The following is a 22,036-nucleotide window of genomic DNA, read 5'->3' as shown; positions in this document are numbered from 1 at the left end:
GTAAAAACCATGTCCGTGTCGTTACCAAGGGCGAGCCGGATTGCCATTCTCGGCACCTCGCTCGTCCAGCAGAACCATATTGGCGACGCCAGCTCGCTTGCCACATCGGCACGCGGCTGGATGAGCTGGGCCGAAGTCCTGTCGCATGGCAGGCTTTGCTGCCCGGTTCACCACGATCCATCCGTGCCGCCCGGCTGGGAGCCGAGCAACCGGCCCGGTGTCAGCCGGTTCTTTTCCGGCCTCAACTTCGGGGTCTCCGGCCAGAAGGCGGTCGAGATCGAGCGGCGATTGCCACGGTTGCTGCAATCGGATTTCGATCTCGTCATTGTCGATGCCGGTACCAACGACATGATGGTGGAAACGCGCCAGGCGATTGCCGACACGCGGGCAAGGATTGCTTCGGCCCTGCTCGCCGCCGGCAAGACCGTGATCCTGCTTCCCATTCTGGCGCGAAGTATCGGGAAATGGCCCGCCGGTGGTGTGGAGCGAGCCAAGGCGCACTGGATAAACCGGCGAAGCATCGAATTTGCTGCAAACAACGCCAATTGCCATGTCTTCGACTGGAACGCCGCATGGGTCGATCCTGATAGCGAATTCGGCGAGCCATACCCGGGCTATTCTGATGACGGAACCCATTTTTCCATCGCCGGCGCCTTTGCCGTCGGAAAATTACTGGCGGATTATCTCGAAACGATCGTGCCCCGTGCGCCGGTCCGGCTTCTGTCCAAGGATGATCGCTTCGATCCGGTAAACAATCCCGCAGGCAATCTCGCATCGGATCTCTCGGCCCGGATCGTTACCGAAAAAGGTGAGGAGAACCATCGTCTCGGCGGGCAGCTTGTCCACCCCGGCACCGGCGTCTGGGTGGAAGCGATCTGCGACGTGCAGGTGCCGGCCCATGATGGCGTTCTGGGCATATCGCTGCGGCTGAAAGATGTCGCAGACGAAGGACAGACGGTGACAGCGCTCGCACCGTTCCGCGCCGATGACGGCAGGCTTTTTTCCTTTCCGTCGGCACGGTGGCAAGGCGCGTTAAGGACCCCTCCCCTGAAACTGCGGCCGGGCAAAACACCGCCTGCGCTTTTTCTCGATGTAATCCTGAAGTCCGGTTCGCAACCGATCGAGATCGATGTTTCCAAGATCGACATCCGCCCTGTTTCAAATCCGGTGCGCGCATGAAACATTCTCAGACCAAACCACGCCTGCTGATCGCCATGCGCAGCGAGCTTCCGGAAGGTTTTTTCGGTTCGCGCGAGTGGGCGCGGCTGAATGCCATAACGGATATCATTCCGGGTTTTCCCCATATGGACTTCGACACGGCGGAAGGTGCCGAAGCTCTCGCCGAAGCGGATATTCTGCTCGCTGCCTGGGGTACGCCATCCCTCACACGCGAACGACTTTCACGCGCACCACGGCTGAAAATGCTGGCCTATGCGGCATCATCTGTACGGATGGTTGCACCCGCGGAATTCTGGGAGACGTCCGATATTCTCGTCACGACAGCAGCCTCCGCCATGGCCGTGCCGGTTGCCGAATTCACCTATGCGGCAATCATCATGTGCGGCAAGGATGTCTTTCGGCTGCGGGATGAACACAGGGAAGAGCGCGGCACCGGCGTTTTTGGCAGCAGGCGTGGCAAAAGCCTGGCTCATCTCGGCAATCATGCCCGCAAGGTCGGCATTGTCGGTGCCTCACGCATCGGGCGGCTGGTGATGGAGATGCTGGCGCGCGGCAAATTTGAGATTGCCGTTTACGATCCCTTTCTCTCAGCTGAAGAAGCAGCTTCCCTCGGCGCGAGGAAAACGGAGTTGGACGCGCTTCTGGCGTGGTCCGATGTGGTCTCGCTGCACGCGCCGATCCTGCCGGAAACGCACCATATGATCGGCGCGCGCGAACTGGCGCTGATGGCCGATCATGCCATTTTCATCAACACCGCGCGGGGTTGGCTCGTCGATCACGAGGCATTACTGGCCGAGGCGCTTTCCGGACGACTGCGCATCCTGATCGACACGCCCGAACCCGAGCCCTTGCCAACGGAAAGCCCATTTTATGACCTGCCCAATGTCGTGCTCACCCCTCATATAGCCGGGGCGCTGGGCAACGAATTGCGTGCACTTTCCGATCTGGCCATTACCGAGATTGAACGCTTCGTGGCGGGGCTTCCGCCCCTCCACCCGGTCCACAAGCAGGATATGGAGCGTATGGCATGAACGGTTCCAACTATTGTTTCTCGACCCTCGGCTGCTCCGAACTCAGCCTGCATGAGACGGCCGATCTGGCAAACCGCCATGGCATAACAAGCGTGGAATTGCGCGCACTATCCGGCACCATAGATCTGATCGCCGCGCTCGTTGCCGAGTTCGGCACACCTGCCCGATTTGCGGCCTTCCTGACCGAACGCAACATCAGAATTGCCGCACTCAACACCTCCATGCGGCTGTTCGGCAGCAGCAGTCTCTCCGAGCTAGACCCCTTCATCGATTGGGCAGAAGCTGCCAACATCGCCTATCTGCGGATATTTGACGGTGGCAAAAAAATTGGGGCGGAGGAGCTGGATAGCGCAGCGGCGCTGCTGGACGAGTGGCAAAGTCTGCGGCAATCACGCGGGCTGAATGTCGAGCTGATGATCGAAACCCATGATGCGCTGGCCGATTTCGATCAGCTGCTCGTATTTCTGAAATACGTGCCGACGGCCCGGATATTGTGGGATACCCATCATACATGGGCCAGGGGCAGCGATCTCAAAACCCTTTGGCACCACATCGCAAAAAACGTCGTCCATCTGCACGTCAAGGACAGCACGACCGATAGAGACGGAAAACGGCGCTACGTCCTGCCCGGCCAGGGCGACTTTCCGATCGCGGAACTGCTTTCGCTGCTCCAGCCGGACGAACGGAAAATTCCCCTCAGCCTCGAATGGGAACGCCACTGGCACCCCCAACTGCCACCACTGGAAGACGCGCTGAAGGCTGCGCGCCACTGGTGGCGACAAGGAGTTTCTTGATATGCGCATAGCCGAAATCCACCTCACTCCGGTCGCCATTCCAGACCGGCCATTGCTGAATTGCAAGGGTGTCCATCAACCCCATGCACTACGCACCATCATCGAAGTCATATGCGACGACGGCACGACCGGGCTTGGGGAAAGTTACGGAAGCATCAAGGCGCTGGACGGGTTGCGCCGCGCCGCGCCAGCCCTCGTCGGCTTGGACCCGTTTCATCTTCACGAACTGAAATCGCGTGTCATCGCGGCCTTGCCGGGCGGTGGCGGCATCAATGCCAAATCGGCTGTCGCCGATCACAAGCTGACGGATGTGGTTGCTTCGGCCTTCGAGGTCCCCTGCCTCGACATTCAGGGCAAGCTGCTCGGCCGACCGCTCTCAGACCTGCTTGGCGGCGCGGTTCGCACAAGCGTACCTTTCAGCGCCTATCTGTTTTTCAAATTTGCAGGCCATATCGGCGAAGCAGCGGATGAATGGGGGGAGGTTCTGACCCCTGACCAGATGGTCGGCGAAGCCCGGAAAATGGTCGACGCCTACGGCTTTCAATCGCTGAAACTGAAGGGCGGCGTGCTGCATCCCGATCTCGAGATCGAGACGATGATGAAACTGCGGCAAGCCTTCCCCCATCACCCCCTGAGGATCGATCCCAATGGCGGCTGGACGGTGGAAACGGCCATCTACATTGCCCGCAAGCTTGAAAATATTCTGGAATATCTCGAAGACCCGGTCATTGGCATGGACCAGATGGCGCAGGTGGCGGCCGCAACCTCAATCCCGCTCGCCACCAACATGATCGTTCTGGAATTCGACCAGATCGCCGACGCCTTCCGTAAAAATGCGGTACAGATCGTGCTGTCCGACCACCATTATTGGGGCGGATTGCGCGCTTCGACCCATCTCGCAAAGACCTGCGAGACACTGGGGCTTGGTGTATCCATGCATTCCAATTCCCACCTCGGCATTACCCTTGCTGCAATGGTGCATGTGGCCGCCGCAACGCCGAACCTTAGTTTCGATTGTGACACACATTACCCATGGACGGGCGTCGATGTGATCGAGGGCACGCCTTTCACATTCCGAAACGGTCGTCTGGATGTGCCGACAGCGCCCGGACTTGGCGTCAGCCTCAACCGGCAGAAGCTCACCGAACTTGCGGCTCTCTATGAGCAGACCGCGATGAAGGAACGCGACGACACAGCCTACATGAAGCTCTTCGACCCCGATTATGAAAGGCGTGTGCCGCGTTGGTAGCCTGCATGGCCGGAACTCAAGTGGGCGTTTTTTTCGCGCTTACGGCCAACCCCACGCCAGATCAGGATGATCGAAATGCCCCGGTGATGCGTCGAAGCACGGCATTCGCACTGTCGCCGGTAACCGTCGAAATCATCACGACATCCAGTTTCGGAAGTTCCGGCAACACTCGGCTCCTGACCTGCCGCACACCGGCGGGGGCTGCACTTTGCGCCAGAAGTGCTATGCCAATCCCCGCTTCGGCCGCGGCTCCGACCGCCGTGGCACCGGTGCCGACAAACACTTCGCGCCAGGGGATATCCGCCGCCTCCAGCGGCCGAAGGGCCATGGTGCGCAAATTGCAGGGTTCGGGTTGAAGTACCAGCGGCAGCGGGGCGTTTGAAGGCAGATCAAAATCCGCGCTGCAATACCAGCCAAAGCTCTCCTGAAACAGAAGCTCGCCATCCCGGCGGATATCATCGTGCCGCAGCACGACAATCGCGTCGAGTTCTCCGGCGTCATAGAGGTCAAGCAGGGTTCGTGTGCCGGCCGTCCGAAGATGAAGCGTCACGCTCGTCTCGCGCTCGCTGACCACCCGAAGTATCCGAGGCAGGTCGGCCCCGATCAGATGATGGGTAACGCCGATCGCCAGACGCGTTGGCTCCTGCCCAAAGACATCAAGCGCACGACGACCGGCAGCGACATAGGCGCGTGCCGGCTCCAGAAAGCGTTCGCCTGCAGCCGTCAACCGCACCCGGCGTGGCGTCCGTTCAACGAGGCGATGCCCCAGCAGGTCTTCCAGCCGGCGCAAGCGCAGGGATATGGCCGCCTGCGTCGTATTCATCACGCCTGCAACCCGCGTGAACGACTGCAATTCGGCAACGAGAAGAAAAGCCTCGACGGCTTCAGGATCCAATGAGCGCATGGCTTGCATAACAAGCTGTTATCGCTGAAACTTGCAAGCTCCTAATTCTGTCGGCTGAACAGAAAGGTTACTGCACGAAAACCCTGATAGGAGCCTTTCGTGTCGTCACAGATTTCTTTGTCCTCGCCCCCGCCCACATCCGCGACCGATCCCCGGATCTGGGCAGTCCTTGCCGTGGCGGTCGGAACGCAAACCGCAGGTTCATTCGTATCGCAGGGAATTTACATTCTCGTGCCCTTCTGGCGGGAAGCATTCGGGGTCTCCCTCGCATCTGCCTCGCTTGCTGTGACCGTCATGAACGGTGTGCAGATCGCGACAATGTTCATGCTCGGCCGCGCCATTGATATTCACGGTGAACGTCGCATCGTCGGCATTGCCATGCTCGGCATGGCTATCGCCATGGCCTGCGCTGCGGCATTCGCAGACAGCCTGCCCGCGCTGCTTGTTTGCATCGCGTTTCTTGGCGGCACCTATGCGGCCGTCCAACCGGGCGGCACGCGGGCGATCATGCGCTGGTTCCCGCCTGCCAAACGCGGCATAGCCACAGGGTTCAGACAGGCCGCCGTTCCCTTCGGAACAATGATTGCAGCCGCTCTCCTGCCGTTCATGGCGGTCCGTTATGGATGGCATGCCGCGGCATGGCTTTGCGCCGGTATTTCCATCGCCGGCGCGGCGCTCTTCTGGGGGCTGTATCGTGAGGGGGGCGATTTGGCCGCCAAAACCGAGCGTCCACTGCCTTTGGCAAAACTCGCCCGCATCGTCGGACAGGATCGCAGCTTTTGGCCCGTCTTGCGGCTTGGCATCGCCATGTCCGCGTTTCAATTCACCCTGACCGCACACGCCATCGGCTTCATGGCGGATGGATTGGGCCTCGGCCTCTTTGTCGCTTCTTCGATGTTTGCCGCCACACAGCTTGCGGGCATTCCCGGCCGTATTCTGCTGCCATGGCTCAGCGATCGTTTCCGGCCCGGTCTTCGTGGCCAATCCTTTGGCCTCGTATCCATCATTGCCGCTGGCGCGGCCACAATCCTGGCACTTCTTCCCGTCGGCACTCCGCCGCTGGTGATCCTCCTGGTGCTCGTCATATTGGGGATATTCGGGATAGGCTGGTTTCCGCTTTATCTTCTGCAGATCGCCGAGAGCGCCCCGAAAGGTTCGATAGCATCGACAATCGCCTTCGCGTCCACGATCTGTCTGGCTGTCATGGCAATTGGCCCATACATATTCGGGCTTTTGGTCGACGGTTTTGGCTATGGGGCAGCATGGGCTGTACTGATCTTACCGGTGGTTGTGACGGCGCTGCCCCTGGCAATCTCGCTACGCCCCTCGATCTCTCAGATCGGCTCATCGTGAACAAGCTGAACCAGAACGTCACTCAAAAAACGTCGCTGGCTGTTTTGACGGGGAATGCGCCTTAAGAAAAGACCTTCAAAACAGCCGACGCGCGCAAGCGCGTCGGCCTTGGTATTTCAGTCGTTCCTGCAGTGCCGCTCTTACCTAAGCGAGATGTTGGTTGAAGAAGCCCGCGATCCTGTCAAACGGGATCTTGTCGGCACGGTCGTAGAGATCGACGTGACTGGCGCCCGGAATGATCACGAGTTCCTTCGGTTCCGCCGCTGCGGCGAAGGCGGTTTCGCTGAAATAGCGGGAATGCGCCTTCTCGCCATGGATAATCATGACCGGACGCGGAGATATCTCGGCGATATAGGTCAGGATCGGCATGTTCATGAAGGATAGCGGCGTCGTCTGCGTCCAGGAATTGCCGGAGTTGACGGCACGCGCATGATAGCCACGCGGCGTCATGTAATAGTCGTGGTAATCGACCAGGAACTGCGCCTCGCCGCCCTTCAATTCATTGTAGCGCGGCTGATAGGCTGGCGTTCCCTTCTCGGCATCCACCCAGCGTTGCCGGCTCATCTGCTCCAGTGCCTGTGTGCGTTGTTCAAGGGTGACGCTGTCATTGTAGCCTTTCGACATGACGCGTGTCATGTCGTACATGGTGCTGGCCACGACTGCCTTCACACGCTTGTCCGCGGCAACGGCGTTCAATGCCATGCCACCCCAGCCGCAAATGCCGATGACGCCGATACGCTCGCGATCGACATAGGATTGCAGGCCGATATAGTCCACCGCCGCACTGAAGTCCTCGGTATTGATATCCGGCGAGGCAACATTGCGGGGCTCGCCACCGCTTTCTCCGGTATAGGACGGATCAAACGCCAGCGTGGCAAACCCGCGCTCCGCCATGGTCTGCGCGTAAAGTCCCGAGGACTGTTCCTTCACGGCACCGAACGGACCGCTGATGACGAGAGCCGCCAATGGCTGGCTTCCACGGTTCTTCGGCAGGTAGAGGTCACCCACCAATGTGATGCCATAACGGTTTTTGAACGAGACCTTCTGATGGTCGACATTGTCGCTCTTCGGAAACACCTTGTCCCAGGCAGCGTTTTGGGCAAAGGCCGGTGTTGTGCCCGCAGCCTGCACCATGCCGATCGCGGCAACGGCGATGCCCGTGGCCTTCATCAGGTTGCGTCTGCCGGCATTGAAAGTCTCGGTCGTTTCAATTTCGTTGGTCATGGGAGGTCTCCTGTGGTGGATTAAATGCGTTCGATACGCAGCGGAAATTCCCCGGGGAGATGCAGCGCTTCATAGCCTTGTTCGAAGCGTCCCAACCGGATCAGACCGGGATGCCTGTAGTCGGCGTAAAACATCGCCAGATTGCCCCAGGGCATGTAATAACAGAGGTCGTATGGTTGCTCGTTGTCGAATGGCCCATGGCCTTCGATGGTGAGTTTTCGCGGGAGATAAGCGATCTTCTCGTTGGAGCTGAAGTCCGTGATCTTGAGGTCCAGCGGAAGCATGGATACGAAATCGCGTGCCGATGGATTCTCGTAGAGCGTCGCTATCATCGTGTTTTCTGCAAAGGTCAGCTTGATCCTCACGTCAGTCCGCTCCTGTCTGTTGGTGACGTCGTTGCTGAAGGCCCGACCGGGCAGGAAAAATGCGCCAAGCATGACCAGCAGTGCGCGTCGGGCCGATTGGGCAGGACGAATGCTCATGCCGGTTTTCGTGTCACGCGCCAGGCGGCGAAAGAGGCAAGCGATGAGCCGCAGAGCAACAACGCGCTCATCATGAAGGCGGACCACCAGCCGAAAGTGTCGAATAAAATTCCACCCAGCGAGGCGCCGGCCGTGATGGCCAGTTGGATGACGGCGACCTGCAGTCCGCCGCCTGCCTCTGCGTCATCGGGAAGAATGCGGCTGAGCCACGTGCCCCAGCCCACAGGCGCCGCAGTTCCAAGCAAGCCCCAGCCGACAAGTGCAGCGATGACCGGAATTTTCACACCGCCAAAGGCGACCATGACGAGAGCGATACCGGCCATCAACAGGGGGATGAGTACGAGAATGCTGAACAGGCGTTTGTGCAGCAGCCTTCCAATCACCCATGTTCCGCCCGCCCCCGCCAACCCCATGATCAAAAGAAGAAACGACAGCGTTTCAATTCCCACCTGTGTCACCTTTTCAAGAAATGGCCGCAGGTAGGTGAAAAGCGCGAACTGCCCCATGAACAGCAGGAAGATCGCGGTCATGCCTGCCGCGACAGACGGGCGTGCAAGCAACCGGAAAACATTTGCGGATGGACGCTCGCGCTGCGGTGGAAGTGCAGGCAGGGTGATCCAGTGCCACAGCAGCGCCAGCAATCCGATGGGGACGACCAGAAAGAAGGCACCTCGCCAGCCAATATATACACCCAGCAAGCTTCCGAGCGGAGCAGAAACCGTTGCTGCAACGGCGTTGCCGGCATTCAGCAGGGCAAGCGCCTTCGGAACCTGATCGCGGGAGACGAGACGCATCACGATCGCGGTCGACATCGACCAGAAGCCGCCAATGGAAATTCCGAGCAATGCGCGACCGAGCATTAAAATGGGGAACGACGGCGCAAAGGTCACGACCACGCCCGATACCATCGGCAGGGCCGTAAGGCCGAGGACGACGATACGCCGGTCAAGCCGTCGCGTGAGACTGGCAATAAACAGACTGGTGACAACTGCAAATATCCCGGAAACGGAAATCGCCTGCCCCGTATTTCCCTCCGAAACGCCGAGATCGGCGGCAATTGGCGTCAGCAGGCTCACGGGCATGAATTCAGAGGCGATCAATACGAAAGCGCACAGTGTCATGCAGAAGACGGCGCTCCACGCCGCGCCTTTGCCGTCTATGGTCTCATTATAGGTGAGTGTCACTTGCACCGTCCCGTCAAATTCCGATTTCCTGTATCGACGGAAAGATATTGCCGAGGGACTTTGCGAACAATCCGTGCTAATTCGCATGGACTTATCGAAACTCAATATCAATCAGAGGCTTTGATGCAGCGCGAGGACATGAAGGACCTGCTCTGGTTCATGGAGGTGGCAAAGGAACGCAGCTTCACAAAAGCTGCGGCGACACTTGGAACGTCGCAGTCGACATTGAGCTATACGATCAAGCAGCTGGAAGCCCGATTGGGCGTGCGTCTGCTGACGCGGACCACCCGCAGCGTTGCGACGACAGAAGCCGGCGAGCGTTTGTTCCTGTCGCTTGCTCCGCGGTTTGAAGGCATCGATGCGGACCTGGCGGACCTCGTTGCCTTTCGGGAAAAGCCTTCTGGCACCGTGCGCCTCACATTATCCGACCACGCTTTGCAGACGATTGTCTGGCCGAAATTGAGCCGTGTGTTATCGGACTATCCCGACATCCATGTTGAGCTTTATAGCGATAACGGGATGCGCAACATCGTCGAGGAACGTTTCGACGCCGGCGTGCGCCTGGGAGAAAGCGTTGACAAGGATATGATCGCGGTACGGATCGGCCCGGACTGGCGTCTCAGGGCCGTGGCTTCGCCAGACTATTTCTCCAGGCACGGCATTCCGCTCACGCCACAGGATCTGGTGGACCATATCTGCATCAATACACGTCAGGCCACCTGGGGAGGATTTTACGCCTGGGAGTTTGAAAAAAATGGACGCGAGCTGCGGGTCAGGGTCGAGGGACAGCTAAGCTTCAACTCCTCGATCTCTCAGGTAGATGCGGCCGTGAAGGGTTACGGTATCGCCTACGTTCCGGAAGATATCGTCGAGGAGCACATCGCCGACGGTAGATTGCAGGCGGCTCTGGATAACTGGAGTGAGCCTTTCACCGGCTATCACCTCTATTACGCCAGCAGGCGCCAGATGTCTCCGGCGATGAGGGTGATCATCGAAGCGCTGCGCCATCCCGCCTGACGACCTGATTTCGATCGGGAACTTCAACAAAGACGGCAGATCGTCACCCCCGAAAAAGTGCGGTGGAAAATAAGCCAAATCCGGCAGGCTTTGTATCGTCCGGCTGTGCCGAATGGCTTAAGCGGCCCGAGCCTTGACGTATCAACACCTCATTCGGCCTTCGAAAGCAGCCGTTGCTCCTCCGTTGCGGAAAGTGGACCGCCGGCTTCGATAGACGTCAGATAGGTGTCGATTGTCTCCTGTGAAGACGCCGGAACATAACCGTCAGCCCTGGGTGAAGACAGGGCGAGACGTGTCACCCATGCGCCATCCGAGCGGCAGGCAACGGCCAGGGTGTTTTCTTCCTGTCGTTTCAATTCGTATTCGCGGCAGAATGTGCCGCGGCCATCGACAAAACTTGAGACGATGCGCAGCACTTCGGATTGACCGACTGTGATATCGCCGCCGGACGGTTGATGGTCCAGCGCAGCAGACAATACATCATTGACCGATGCGCCTGTTTCAAGGCCGCTACGCCCGGCGACAAAACCGCCGAGACCGGTAATAATGGCGAGGACGGAGGCCGCAACCGGCATCAACCAGCGCTGCCTGAGGCGGGATATTTCCGGCTTTTCCCGTCCGCGGAAAGCGATGACCTTGGCGCCTTCTATATCGGCATTGTTCGCTTCAGCATCTTCAACCATGCGACGGACCGATGCAGCAAGCGCATCCGGCACCGGTTCATCGATCAAGGGTTTGATCGCCGAGGCTAGCGCCGTCCGCGTGTCGAGGAAAACGGCAAGGCGTTCGGCAAGCGCATCATCTATTTCAAGCGCGGTTTCAAGACGAAGGCTGGTCGCCTCGTCAAGTTCGCCATCGGCAAATGCCATCAATGTCTCGTCGTCAAAATGTTCCTTGGTCATGCAACGCCGCCTTTCGTATCTGACGAACGTTTCTCGCCCAGACTTATTCCCGTCAGTTCCGCCAGATGTTTGCGGGCCCGCGCCAGCCGGCTCATGACCGTGCCGATGGGAATGGAGAGAACATCGGCCGTATCGCGGTAACTGAGCTCTTCGACGCAGACGAGAACCAGCACTTCGCGCTGCTCCTCCGGCAGTTTCTGCAGGGCCGCCACCACCTCCATCAGTTCCATACGGGCATGTGTCGCGGCTTCTCCCGAAGGCACCGACACATCATGCGCTTTCTCGATTTCCTCCTGCGGACCAGCGGTCCGGGCACGGCGCAGATGATCGATCCAGAGGTTGCGCAGGATACGAAACATCCAGGCATCGAACCGGGTATCGGGCGCAAAACTGTCGGCAGCAACGATTGCCCGCTCGCAGGCGGCCTGCACCAGATCGTCGGCCAATTCGCGTGAATGGCAGAGCGAAATCGCAAATCGACGCAGGTTCGGCAGGAACTCGACCAGCCGCTGCGGCACTGTGGGCGTTTCATTCGTCATGCGATTTGTTTGGCACGGAACGGAATAATCTGTCGAGCCAAACGTCTACCTGAGGTAACATTCCCACATATGTTCGGAATGTTTCGAGTGTAATTTCTACCGGAGACAACCATTTGTCGAAGACTGCACCGCTTCGTTTCCGTTTTTTTATCATTGTCCTCATCGCCGCTTTTTCGCTGGTCGCCTTGCCGCTGCTGCAATCGGCGGGCATTGCTCCCGATATTTCCGCAGCGCTGGCAGACGATGATGACGATGGCGGCAGCGATGACGATGACGATGATGGTGGCGGTAGCGGATATGGCGGCTCTTCCGGAGGGGGAGACCGCGGCAGCGACGACCGGCGTCCCCGCGGCGATCTGCGTTCGCTTTTTAGCTGGCCATTCCAGCGAACGGAGCGAAGGCCGCCGCAGCGAAGGACTGTCGCCATTCCGGAACGCGCAGCCGACAAAATCCTGACGCTCGGCCTCGACGATCCAGCGATTGCAAACCTGACGCAGGAAGGATTTGTCGTTGACGAACGAACGACCATAGCGCTTACCGGCAGCGAACTGGTCAAGCTGACGATACCACGAGGCATGACACTGGATAACGCGCGACAGGCGGTCATCGCGACAGCTCCCTCGGCATCCGTGGATTTCAACCATTTCTATCAGCCGGAACAGCAGGACGCTTCTTCCTGTTCTGGTGATGGCTGCAGGCTGGTAAGGCATATGGTCGGCTGGCCTCTCGATGGTGGTCAGAAACGACCGGCAAGCTGCGCCGCGCCGTTGCCGATCGGCCTTATCGACACCGCCATAAATGCCGGACACGCATCACTCGCTGACGCGGCAATTGAGGTCGTTCAGCTTGGTAATGGTGCGGAAGCGCCATCGGGTGAACAGCATGGAACCGCAGTCGCCGCCCTTCTGGTCGGAGCCGCGGGCAGCCGTGCGCCCGGCCTCCTCCCCGCCGGCCACCTCGTGGCGATAGATGCCTTCCAGCGCTATCGCAAGACGGCAGATATTGCCGAAACATACGATCTCATCAAAGCGCTTGACGTACTCGCCGCCAGAAAAATCCGGATCATCAACCTCAGCCTGAGCGGGCCCGCAAACACGCTGCTTGAAAAGGCGGTGCGCGCGACGATCGAGAGGGACACGATAGTGGTCGCCGCAGCCGGCAATGAAGGTCCGAACGCCAAGCCGGTTTACCCCGCCGCCTATGCGGATGTTATCGCGGTGACGGCCGTGGACAGAAGCATGAAGCCCTATCGGCGCGCCGTTCGCGGCGAGCATATCGACATCGCAGCGCCTGGCGTCGGCGTGTGGACGGCCGCCTCCATTTCCGGCGGCAAGCAGAAGAGCGGCACGTCTTTCGCTGCGCCCTTTGTCACGGCTGCGGCCTCGCTGCTGCTGGGCGCAAACCCGGACATGCGGCCGAACGACGTTGCAAATGTCTTGGCGCAGTCGGCAAGCGACATGGGCGCACCGGGCAAGGACACGATTTTCGGTTGGGGCCTGCTGAACGCACGAACCTTGTGCCAGAGTTGAGCCTGCCGGCCTCACTTTATTTTGCGTTATCCATGCAGCAGCTTTAATGAAAATGCCCGGCACGAGGCCGGGCATAAACGTCAGATCTTGATGGACGATATCAATCGTCATCGTCATCATCATCGTCGTCGTCGTTATCGCGGGAGCTGCCGCGGAACCCCCGCCATCCATCGTTTTCATAACGATAGTGGCGGTTGAAGCGACGGTCATCATCATCGTCGTCGTCGCCATCATCCACCAAAACGATGTGAGAATGCGCAAGAAGCGGTAGCTGCGGCTGTATTGGCGTGGCATATGCCGGAGATGCTGCAGCCGTGAAGGTTACCGTGGCAAACAGCGCCACGGCGCTTGCGGCAAAAATCTGCCTCATGACGTTTCTCCTTTCGTGTTTCATGTCGGTACCTGCAATGTCGGTACCTGACGAGGAACGCGGCGGACGCGACTTTATTCCGCGCAAAGACAATTTCCTGAGGCCACCGCCTACCCTCAAAAACTTGCCTCCGTCGGGAATATTCATCGTCATCGAACGTTCATAACAGGACACAGTTGGAAATTTGTGCCGCGCGGGCGGCTCTCCCGATCCGAAACTGCCTTCTGATGACGGCGCGATGCAAAGGAGGCCACTGGTGGCGCATCTCATGTCCTTGCCCACGGCAAATCTGAAGAAAGACCTGCCGACAACCACCATGACCGAGGCTACGATTTCCGTGCGGCGCCTTAAACAGATTGTGGCGATGCTGCTGACTGTATTCGCCGCCGTGTTGATCTTTCTGGCAATCGACGACCTGACAATGCCGATGCGGGCGACACTCTTCATCTTTTTGTCGGCCATCATCGCCTGGACGGTCCTTGAACTGCCTGAAACGCCGGTTGCCCTGACCGGGGCTATCGCGCTTGCCGTCGTCGGCGCGATACCGGAAAATCTGTTTTACCAGTCGCTGGGCAATGACATCATCTGGCTTCTTCTGTCGGCCTTCGTGATTGCCGGTGTATTGCGGCATGTAGGTCTTATCGAGCAGGTAACGGCACGACTGATGCCCAGAATGCGCAGCATAAGCTCCATGTTCTGGATGCTGACATTTCTGACCTTCGCGACCGCCTTTATCATTCCTTCCACCTCGGCCCGGGCCGCCATTCTCATGCCGGTATATCTCGGATTGTCAGGCGCAATCGACAATAGCCGCATTTCCCGTGCCCTCGGGCTCCTCTTTCCCACGATCATTCTGCTTTCCGCCGGCGCATCGCTGATCGGCGCCGGAGCGCATCTGGTCGCTGGCGGGTTCCTGTCCCGCCTCACCGGGACGCAACCGGATTTCATCGGCTGGCTGGTGCTGGCCGGACCGTTTTCGCTCGTTACCTGCCTGATCGCCTGCGCCATCCTGTTGCGTGTGTTTCTCACCAGAGAGGAACGCGACATGGCCCCGGAGAGCAAATCGGGGCTGACGCGCAGCGCGCCCTTTTCCAGAGAGCAGATCATCGTTGCGGGTGTGGTCTTCTGCACCGTCCTGATGTTTTCAACCCAGTCCATTCACGGTGTCGGAATGGCGCTGATCGGCATGGTGGTAGCTCTTGTCCTCTGCATGCCGAATGTCTCCGGCATGACGTTGAAGGCAGCCTTGAAAACCGTCGAGTGGAACCTGCTTCTTTTCATGGCCGGCACGCTGGTCATCGGCGAAGCGCTGATCGAGACCGGCACGGCACAGATGCTGGCCGATCGGCTGGTGGCTGTGTTCCGCCAGAGCCTGATCACCGCACCGGTCATCGTCATCTCATTTGCGGTGATTGTCGCCACTTTTTCCCATCTGGTGATCACATCGCGCACGGCACGGGTCACGGTTCTCGTTCCCGCCTTTGCGCTACCCCTGTCTGGCCTTGGCGTGGATCCGGCCGTGCTGGTGATGGTGGTGACACTGGCAAGCGGCTTTTGCCAGATGACGATGGTATCGGCAAAACCGGTCGTCCTGTTCGGTGGAATGGAACCCGCAGCCTTCACTCAGGCCGACCTGCGCAAGCTTGGTTATTTCCTCGTGCCGCCCTTCATATTTCTGCTCATTCTGTCGGCAATATTTGTTTGGCCGATGCAGGGTCTTTCGCAAAAAATCTAACATAAACAATTAACTGCAATGACTTAAAGGCCCCGACATGCGGCCTTTTTTTTATTTATCCGACTAAATTTTTTAATCGCTGGAATAAGCGCTGATCCGGCACGTTTCCCCAATGTCACATACTTGTCATGAAAGGATCCTCCCATGCCCTTCCGCGTTGTTGTTGCCCCCTCGGGCTTCAAGGAAAGTCTCTCAGCCGAGCAGGCCGCCGATTGCATTGAAAAAGGTGTTCTGCGTGCATTTCCCGGCTCGGAGGTCGTCAAGGCACCCATGGCCGACGGCGGCGAAGGCTTTACCCGGGCATTGATCGGCGCCACCAATGGCACGATCTACCCGGTGACGGTGACCGGCCCGCTTGGACAACCCGTCTCCGCATTTATCGGATTTCTCGGTGGATGCCCCGAGCCGACGGCGGTCATCGAAATGGCCGCGGCAGCCGGGCTCAGCCTTGTTCCGCGTGATCGTCGCAATCCCTGCCTCACCACCAGCTATGGTGTCGGCGAACTCGTGCGCGCGGCACTCGACGGTGGTGCAAAACGGATATTGCTCGGCTGCGGCGATAGCGGCATCAATGATGGAGGTGCCGGCATGGCGCAGGCGCTGGGCGTTCGACTGCTCGACGCAGCCGGCCGCGACCTCGACCGTGGCGGTGCAGCCTTGGCGAAGCTAAACCGCATCGATCTCGGCAACCGGGATCCGCGCCTGTCCGGGGTGCGGATTGATGCCGCCGTGAACTGGCACAACCAGCTTCTCGGGGAGCGGGGTGTCGCCCGCGTTTTCGGGCCGCAGAAAGGCGCGACGCCGCAACAGGTGGAAGAGCTCGCTGCGGCGATGGACATCTACGCGGCACGCATCGAAGATGCCACCGGTCTTGATGTCGGCTCAGCACCAGGTGCTGGCGCATCGGGCGGACTGGGAGCGGCAGTGCTGGGCCTGCTCTGCGGCAAGCTTCATCCCCGCTACGACATTGTCATGCAATATCTCGATATTGATGATTATCTGCGTAAAGCCGATCTGGTGATCACTGCCGAAGGAAGCCTCGACGGCCAGACCCCGTTCGGCAAGGTTCCAGCCGAAATTGCCCGCAGGGCCAAGGAGGCCGGCGTTCCCGTGGTTGCCCTTGCTGGTACCATCGGCAAGGGCGTAAGGCTTAATCTCGAATACGGTATTGATGCCTTCGCCTCGATATTGACCCGACCGTGCTCCCTGGAAGATGCGATATCATCGGCACCGAAGCTTCTGGCCCGCGCGGCAGAGGATGCCGTCCGGATGATCATGATCGGGACAACCTTGCGAATAACGGGACGAGTTCGCGCTCCGTCCTCAATTGGAACCGGCATGCCCGGTTCCCGGTACGCCTGAGGCACTCGCCGGCGCTCGCCCTTGAGCACGAAACCTCTCCCGATATTTCGTCTAAACCGGCGCTGCCATGCGTATTGAGGAATACGCGGCAGCGCCCACGGGGGGAGACATCACGACGTTTTTTCTGGCGCTTTCGCGTGCTATTGACGCCGTAACTCGCGCAGGAAGGCCACACCTATCTGAGAACGTACGGCATATCATTGCTTTTGGTCTCCGCGGCGAATGGCGGGTTGAGATGACGTCCGGCACAGGGTATCAGATGCCCAGCCCCAAAGCGGGCCTTCCGCAAGCAACAAGGCGTATCCTGACATGATCCCGGACTTCCTCGTCACCCATTCCGGTGGCTTCCATGCTGATGAACTTCTGTCCAGCGTCGTGTTGACCCGGCTTTTTCCCCAGGCCCGCCTCGTTCGCAGCAGGGCAGCCGAATGGATCACACCCGGCGCGGACCGCATCATCTACGACGTTGGTGGCGCTTACGACCCAGCGGGCAGAATCTTCGACCACCACCAGCGCGGCGCGCCGTTGCGGGACGACGGCCAACCCTATAGCTCGTTCGGCCTGATCTGGAAGCACTTCGGCCGGGACTATCTTGCCGCCTCGGGCGTCCCGGAAGATCATATCGAAACCGTCCATGCCGCATTCGATACCAGTTTTGTGCTGCCGGTCGATCTGGTCGACAATGGCGCGCTCAGCCCTTCCGTCGCCGGGCCACTTGCTGGGCTAACGCTGCCTGTTTTGCTGGAAACCCTGAAACCTGTTTTTGACGAGACAGATCCGGACGCGGACAATCGCGGTTTCCATGCGGCGCTCGCCATTGCCCGCAGCTTCATCGAGGCGAAGATTGCCAACAGCGCTGCAAAATTGCGGGCTGAGGCGCTTGTGAACCGGGCCATCGTGGATGCCGGCGAAGGGCATATTCTGGAACTGCCGGTGGGAATGCCGTTTCGGCCCGCCATCGTGAAGTCGGGCGCCGACCATCTGCTGTTTGTCGTTCACCCCCGCAACAACGATTGGTGCCTGACCGGTATCCGTCGCGCCGATGAGGGCTTTGATCTACGGGCGGATCTGCCAGCCGCCTGGGCCGGTCTGACGGACAAGGATCTGGAAGCGGTGTCTGGCGTCGAGGGCGCGAGCTTCTGTCACAACGGCCGGTTTGTCGCAGCGGCCAAAACCCGCGATGCTGCGCTGGCCATGGCGGAGCTGGCGGTGAAAGAGGCTCTCTCCCTTGGCAAGGAGACGACAGCGATAAAGCCGTGACATAACAGCCTGTCCCTGCTGCTGCGTTGTTTGCGCGCCAGCCGGCTGTTTTTGTGAAAAGGCTCCATAGGATATCGACAGGCGTGGACTTTGGTGCTCCAAGCAAAAGCGATACCTGACGCATCTCCGCTAATAGACGACAGGCAAATTTCAAGGATCGCCCATGCTCGCTTTCACACACCTTCGTCACGGCACGGCCGTAATGTGCGTCGCCTTCGCCATGCTTCAAGTCGGAAGCGCTGTAGCGGCCGAAACCGATCCCACATTTTATGACGCGGCGCTGTGCAATCCGCCTTACTCAATGACATCTGCGACCGAGATTTACGATGCGGCGGAAAAGCTTGCAAAACCCGACACATCGTCACTGGGCGCGGCAATCTACACGCTTCCGTTTCAGATCGGCCGTGATGGATTTGAAACTGATGAAGTGTTCTTCGCCAATGGCGCGGTCGGCGTTTTGATCAAGGGCCAGCGTGCCGACGATCTGGCAGCGAAGTATGATTTGAAGCCGGAAACTTCCGACCTGATGGGCACGTCCAGCAAAGGCTATGCGCGGGAACTTTCGCAGGACCTGCAGCCCCCGGAAGGTCTGGCAGGCCCCGGAAAAGTCTCCATTGTCGCACGGGAAGGTGACGCTCTTGGCGGTAAAACCCTGTTGGCTTGCGAATTCGCCCCGGGCTGAATATCAGCGCGCGAGCTGCCAATGCCACCGCCTTGCTTCTGGCGATCATGGCAGAGAATGAGCCGTAAATCCGTCAGGCAGCCGACGTCGATGCCGTTTCAGGCCTCCGCTTAAGCGGCTGTTCCATTGTGATGGCTGCGCCATATCTCTTGCAGATGGCCATCGACGTCTCAGCTCAGGGTCTGTCACTGAATAAAATCAGTCTGGAATGGCGGCTGTCGCGGGCATGTCCTGCTGCGGCCACCGCTGCAGCGCTTCCCGCCCGGCGTCAGTCAGGTCATAAACTCCCCGATCGAGCCGTTCAAACCAGCCATAGACATTCGAAAGCAAAATTTTTCCGGCATCCGGTATGCTGGACCTGACCTGGCGCACACGCAGCGGCCCCGATGCCAGCGCCAAAGCGCAGCCAAGCGCCTGCTGGCGGTAAGCCGTCATGATCGGTGCCCGGGTGCTTCCGCCGACTGCCGGATCTCCGCGTCGCCTCTGGTGTTCACGCATAAGCCGCGAACGCCGCTTCGGATTGGTTCGCGGCATCGGTGATACGGAACCGACGACAACACTGACATCACCGCTATCAGAAATCCCGAGCATGCCGATCCCGAGCCTGCGGCAAAGATCGCGATAGCGCTTGTCCGCCTCCCGGCCCTTGCCCTTGGCTGAAATTCGGGCCGCGATCCAGATCTCATCTGCAATAGCTGCGCGATCGACAGCCTGCAGGATGAGCTCCAGGTTGAAGCTGAGCTTCAGCTCGCAGATCACGACAACGGGCGGATCATCATCGCTCAAACCGACGAGGTCGCAACCGCCGACCTCACCTTTGACAGTGTAACCTGCCTTTTCAAGAAAGCCTTTGACGGGCAGATAAAGCGAAGTTTCCATGTGCCTGCAGGGTCAAATGATTATCCTGCCCCGAATACATCGTTCCACCTGCCCAGGACAACCTTTATAGCCGCCGACGCTGTCACAAATCGTCAGCACTGGCGACCGCCGCCCATAAATTCTCCCAAGGATTTACATTCGTTGCGGCGTTGCGGCGGCACCATCGCGGCGCTTCCGGAGGTGCTGGAAGCCTATCTGACGACTGGCGAATGCATTATTTCATCAGTTTCTGCGTCGCAAGCTTCCGAGCGCGTACGCCACTCCCGCTCCTGCTTTGCACTCAAATGTCTGAAGTGCACATTGTCAGTGGTGCCGGATGCCACACTCGACAAAGGCGGCATCCGGAGGCACAAGGTGCTCACCTGCGTTTGACCATGCGCCGAAGCAGGGAGCGGGACCTGCCCTTGCGAGGAGCGAGGTGGATATCGCTGACCAGTTTTGCGCCGCCCTCCCGACGTTCCAGCGTTATCTTTCGGCTGTGGAAAGCTTCTAGTTCGGCACGATGCGCCACACTGACGATCGTGGCATCGGGCAATTCATCGATCACCATCTGCATCATCCTGTCCTGGCTCTTTTCATCCAGGGCTGCGGTTGCTTCGTCCATGACGATGATGTCAGGATCGTTCAGCAAAAGGCGCGCAAAGGTCAGCCTTTGCTTTTCACCACCCGACAGCGTCTGGTCCCACGGCGCCTCTTCTTCCACCTTGTCCTTGAGGTGACCAAGGCCAACCTTGTCGAGGGCTGCTCCTATCTCTTCGAGGGTCCAGCTCTCGGCCGCCTGCGGATAACAAACCGCTCGACGCAGCGTGCCCGACGGAATGTATGGGCGCTGCGGCAACATGAAAAGCCGACTGCCAGCGCGAAAGCTCACGTCGCCACCGCCCCATGGCCACAGGCCGGCGATTGCGCGGACAAGCGTGCTTTTGCCCGATCCGGATTCCCCCGCAACCAGCACCCTTTCTCCCGGCCCGATTTCGACATCCGTCTCTTTGACAACAGCGGTACCGTCACCCAGCGAAACGGAAACATCCTTGAGGCTGAGCATTGTTTCGCCCTCTGTCTCACCGCGCACGATCCGTCCGAGGGTGTCGCTCTGTTCGGCCCGCTCGAGACCATCAAGCGACATCATCAAAGATGCGACGCGCCGTGCGCATGCATTCCAGTCGGCCAGCCGGGGATAGTTATCGACCAGCCAGCCAAAGGCGGATTGAACGATGGTGAATGCCGATGCGGATTGCATGACTTCGCCAAGAGACATGCTTCCGTCGAGAAACTTCGGCGCGCAAAGCAGAACCGGCACGACGGGAGCAATCAGCATCGACCCATGCGACACGATCGTTGTGCGCATATATTGTTGCGCCATCAGCCGCCATTGCCGTCGAACATTGCCAAACCTCTTGTCGAGGTCGCTCCGTTCCTCCTCTTCGCCGCCAAGCAGGGCGATACTCTCGCCATTTTCCCTGACGCGCGTCAGCGTGTACCGGAATTCCGCCTCCAGCTGGTTCTTGACCTCGGACACTCGAACGAAGTTCCGGCCAATCAACGCTATGGAACTGGATGTAATGACGGCGTAGATCACTGCCGCGACCACGAGAAAGCCGGGTATTGTAATCCACACTTCTGCGACCGACAGCGTCAACGCCCCGCCAATCGTCCACAGGACAACGATAAAGGTGGAAGCCGACACAAACGCGGCGATGACACCTGCGACAAAATCCACCGGCGCCTCGGTGGCGATCCGTGTATCTTCCGATAGCCTCGCCTCAGGATTTTGGTGATCGCCGTCGATCAGATTGAGCTGATAGTAACGGCCATTTGCGATCCATCGCGCCACCAGCAGCTTCGTCAGCCATGAACGCCAGCGACGCTGGATCAGCATTCTTACATAGACCTGGGACGTCACGATCAGAACGCTTCCGAGGACCAGCGGCGGAAAGATGGATCCAAGAAAATAGACGGTAGATGCGTCTCTCTTTTCAATCGCATCAAAAATCCCGCGATTCCAGATATTGATGCCATATTGGAAACCGACATTTATGCCGATCATCGCCAGCAGCCCGAGCGAGAACGGCCACGCCAGCCCATCACCACGGCGGCTCCAGTAACCGCGCGCGCTGATCCAGAAGCGCTTCAGCAGATATCTCTTTCGAGCCTGCTCGGCCTCCTCCGGCGTCAACCCGGAAGCGGGCTCTATTTCCTCGGGCGGGAGTGGATCATTCATGTCACGATCATCGGTCGTGGGCGCGTTTTTCGCACCATTCTGGCCGGTGCCATCGACCGGTTTCGGGTTTGCGTCAGCATCGGTCATGGATGCTTAAACGAACGGCGGTTTGAAAGGTTTCACGGCTGCGTGGCGGGTCG

General features: G+C 59.1%; 20 protein-coding genes. 11 read left to right on the top strand and 9 right to left on the bottom strand.

Annotation, left to right across the window (positions count from 1 at the left end):
• Positions 1-9 precede the first annotated feature (9 nt).
• The 4 genes from PL640_RS18085 to PL640_RS18070 are packed head-to-tail and all read left to right on the top strand — an operon-like array spanning position 10 to position 4,253.
• Positions 10-1,179: an SGNH/GDSL hydrolase family protein gene (locus PL640_RS18085; protein ID WP_271362922.1), complete on the top strand. Its 1,170-nt coding sequence runs from the start codon at positions 10-12 to the stop codon at positions 1,177-1,179.
• Entirely contained in the window at positions 1,176-2,210 is a 1,035-nt protein-coding gene (locus PL640_RS18080; RefSeq protein ID WP_271362921.1) for a hydroxyacid dehydrogenase, read from the top strand. Before PL640_RS18085 ends, PL640_RS18080 begins: the two co-directional genes overlap by 4 nt.
• Positions 2,207-3,004: a sugar phosphate isomerase/epimerase family protein gene (locus PL640_RS18075; protein WP_271362920.1), complete on the top strand. Its 798-nt coding sequence runs from the start codon at positions 2,207-2,209 to the stop codon at positions 3,002-3,004. The genes PL640_RS18080 and PL640_RS18075 overlap by 4 nt, the downstream gene beginning before the upstream one ends.
• A gap of 1 nt (position 3,005) precedes the next feature.
• Positions 3,006-4,253 carry a glucarate dehydratase family protein gene (locus tag PL640_RS18070; RefSeq protein WP_271362919.1) on the top strand — a complete coding sequence of 416 codons (1,248 nt, stop codon included), beginning with the start codon at positions 3,006-3,008 and terminating at the stop codon, positions 4,251-4,253.
• A gap of 61 nt (positions 4,254-4,314) precedes the next feature.
• Here the strand turns inward: PL640_RS18070 and PL640_RS18065 are convergent, their stop codons facing one another.
• The gene (locus PL640_RS18065; protein ID WP_271362917.1) at positions 4,315-5,166 is read right to left on the bottom strand and encodes a LysR family transcriptional regulator; all 852 of its coding nucleotides are present in this window, start codon (positions 5,164-5,166) and stop codon (positions 4,315-4,317) included.
• Positions 5,167-5,256: 90 nt separating this feature from the next.
• Here PL640_RS18065 and PL640_RS18060 point away from each other — a divergent pair, with 90 nt between their 5' ends.
• On the top strand, positions 5,257-6,510 hold the full coding sequence (locus tag PL640_RS18060; protein WP_271362916.1) for an MFS transporter: 1,254 nt from the start codon (positions 5,257-5,259) through the stop codon (positions 6,508-6,510).
• A 144-nt stretch (positions 6,511-6,654) separates the two neighbouring features.
• On the opposite strand, the gene PL640_RS18055 is transcribed toward PL640_RS18060, so the two are convergent.
• Genes PL640_RS18055 through PL640_RS18045 form a run of 3 tightly spaced genes read right to left on the bottom strand, consistent with a single transcriptional unit; the run spans position 6,655 to position 9,400 of the window.
• A complete protein-coding gene (locus PL640_RS18055) occupies positions 6,655-7,734 on the bottom strand; it encodes an alpha/beta hydrolase (protein WP_271362915.1) in 1,080 nt (359 codons plus the stop codon).
• A 20-nt stretch (positions 7,735-7,754) separates the two neighbouring features.
• Positions 7,755-8,216: a cyclophilin-like fold protein gene (locus PL640_RS18050; RefSeq protein ID WP_271362914.1), complete on the bottom strand. Its 462-nt coding sequence runs from the start codon at positions 8,214-8,216 to the stop codon at positions 7,755-7,757.
• Complete coding sequence (locus tag PL640_RS18045; protein WP_271362913.1) at positions 8,213-9,400, bottom strand: MFS transporter; 1,188 nt, start codon at positions 9,398-9,400, stop codon at positions 8,213-8,215. The genes PL640_RS18050 and PL640_RS18045 overlap by 4 nt, the downstream gene beginning before the upstream one ends.
• Before the next feature lie 123 nt (positions 9,401-9,523).
• On the opposite strand from PL640_RS18045, the gene PL640_RS18040 reads away from it, so the two are divergent.
• Entirely contained in the window at positions 9,524-10,417 is an 894-nt protein-coding gene (locus PL640_RS18040) for a LysR family transcriptional regulator (RefSeq protein ID WP_271362912.1), read from the top strand.
• 149 nt (positions 10,418-10,566) lie between these two features.
• Here the strand turns inward: PL640_RS18040 and PL640_RS18035 are convergent, their stop codons facing one another.
• Complete coding sequence (locus tag PL640_RS18035) at positions 10,567-11,319, bottom strand: anti-sigma factor family protein (RefSeq protein WP_271362911.1); 753 nt, start codon at positions 11,317-11,319, stop codon at positions 10,567-10,569.
• Entirely contained in the window at positions 11,316-11,858 is a 543-nt protein-coding gene (locus PL640_RS18030; RefSeq protein ID WP_271362910.1) for an RNA polymerase sigma factor, read from the bottom strand. The genes PL640_RS18035 and PL640_RS18030 overlap by 4 nt, the downstream gene beginning before the upstream one ends.
• Positions 11,859-11,971: 113 nt before the next feature.
• Between PL640_RS18030 and PL640_RS18025 the strand changes: the two genes are divergently transcribed.
• Positions 11,972-13,387, top strand: a complete 1,416-nt coding sequence (locus PL640_RS18025) for a S8 family serine peptidase (protein WP_271362909.1) — start codon at positions 11,972-11,974, stop codon at positions 13,385-13,387.
• 100 nt (positions 13,388-13,487) lie between these two features.
• Here PL640_RS18025 and PL640_RS18020 read toward each other — a convergent pair whose 3' ends face one another.
• Positions 13,488-13,910, bottom strand: a complete 423-nt coding sequence (locus PL640_RS18020) for a hypothetical protein (RefSeq protein ID WP_271362908.1) — start codon at positions 13,908-13,910, stop codon at positions 13,488-13,490.
• Between the two features lie 103 nt (positions 13,911-14,013).
• Here PL640_RS18020 and PL640_RS18015 point away from each other — a divergent pair, with 103 nt between their 5' ends.
• The 4 genes from PL640_RS18015 (at position 14,014) to PL640_RS18000 (ending at position 18,796) form a co-directional block, all read left to right on the top strand.
• Positions 14,014-15,492 carry an SLC13 family permease gene (locus PL640_RS18015; RefSeq protein WP_271362906.1) on the top strand — a complete coding sequence of 493 codons (1,479 nt, stop codon included), beginning with the start codon at positions 14,014-14,016 and terminating at the stop codon, positions 15,490-15,492.
• A gap of 144 nt (positions 15,493-15,636) precedes the next feature.
• Complete coding sequence (locus tag PL640_RS18010; RefSeq protein WP_271362905.1) at positions 15,637-16,854, top strand: glycerate kinase family protein; 1,218 nt, start codon at positions 15,637-15,639, stop codon at positions 16,852-16,854.
• 309 nt (positions 16,855-17,163) lie between these two features.
• Positions 17,164-18,114 (top strand): MYG1 family protein, encoded by a 951-nt coding sequence (locus tag PL640_RS18005; protein WP_271362904.1) that lies wholly within the window; start codon positions 17,164-17,166, stop codon positions 18,112-18,114.
• A gap of 163 nt (positions 18,115-18,277) precedes the next feature.
• Positions 18,278-18,796: a hypothetical protein gene (locus tag PL640_RS18000; protein ID WP_371338333.1), complete on the top strand. Its 519-nt coding sequence runs from the start codon at positions 18,278-18,280 to the stop codon at positions 18,794-18,796.
• Between the two features lie 198 nt (positions 18,797-18,994).
• Here PL640_RS18000 and PL640_RS17995 read toward each other — a convergent pair whose 3' ends face one another.
• Together PL640_RS17995 and PL640_RS17990 are read right to left on the bottom strand one after the other, a co-directional pair.
• Positions 18,995-19,675, bottom strand: a complete 681-nt coding sequence (locus PL640_RS17995) for a DUF2161 domain-containing phosphodiesterase (protein ID WP_271362902.1) — start codon at positions 19,673-19,675, stop codon at positions 18,995-18,997.
• A gap of 358 nt (positions 19,676-20,033) precedes the next feature.
• Positions 20,034-21,983: an ABC transporter ATP-binding protein/permease gene (locus PL640_RS17990; RefSeq protein ID WP_271362901.1), complete on the bottom strand. Its 1,950-nt coding sequence runs from the start codon at positions 21,981-21,983 to the stop codon at positions 20,034-20,036.
• Between the last annotated feature and the right edge of the window lie 53 nt (positions 21,984-22,036).

It is taken from the genome of Agrobacterium sp. ST15.16.024 (genome assembly GCF_027956545.1).
GTDB lineage: Bacteria > Pseudomonadota > Alphaproteobacteria > Rhizobiales > Rhizobiaceae > Agrobacterium > Agrobacterium cucumeris.
Note: the sequence above shows the minus strand (reverse complement) of the source record. Positions and strands in the feature narration are given on the sequence as shown.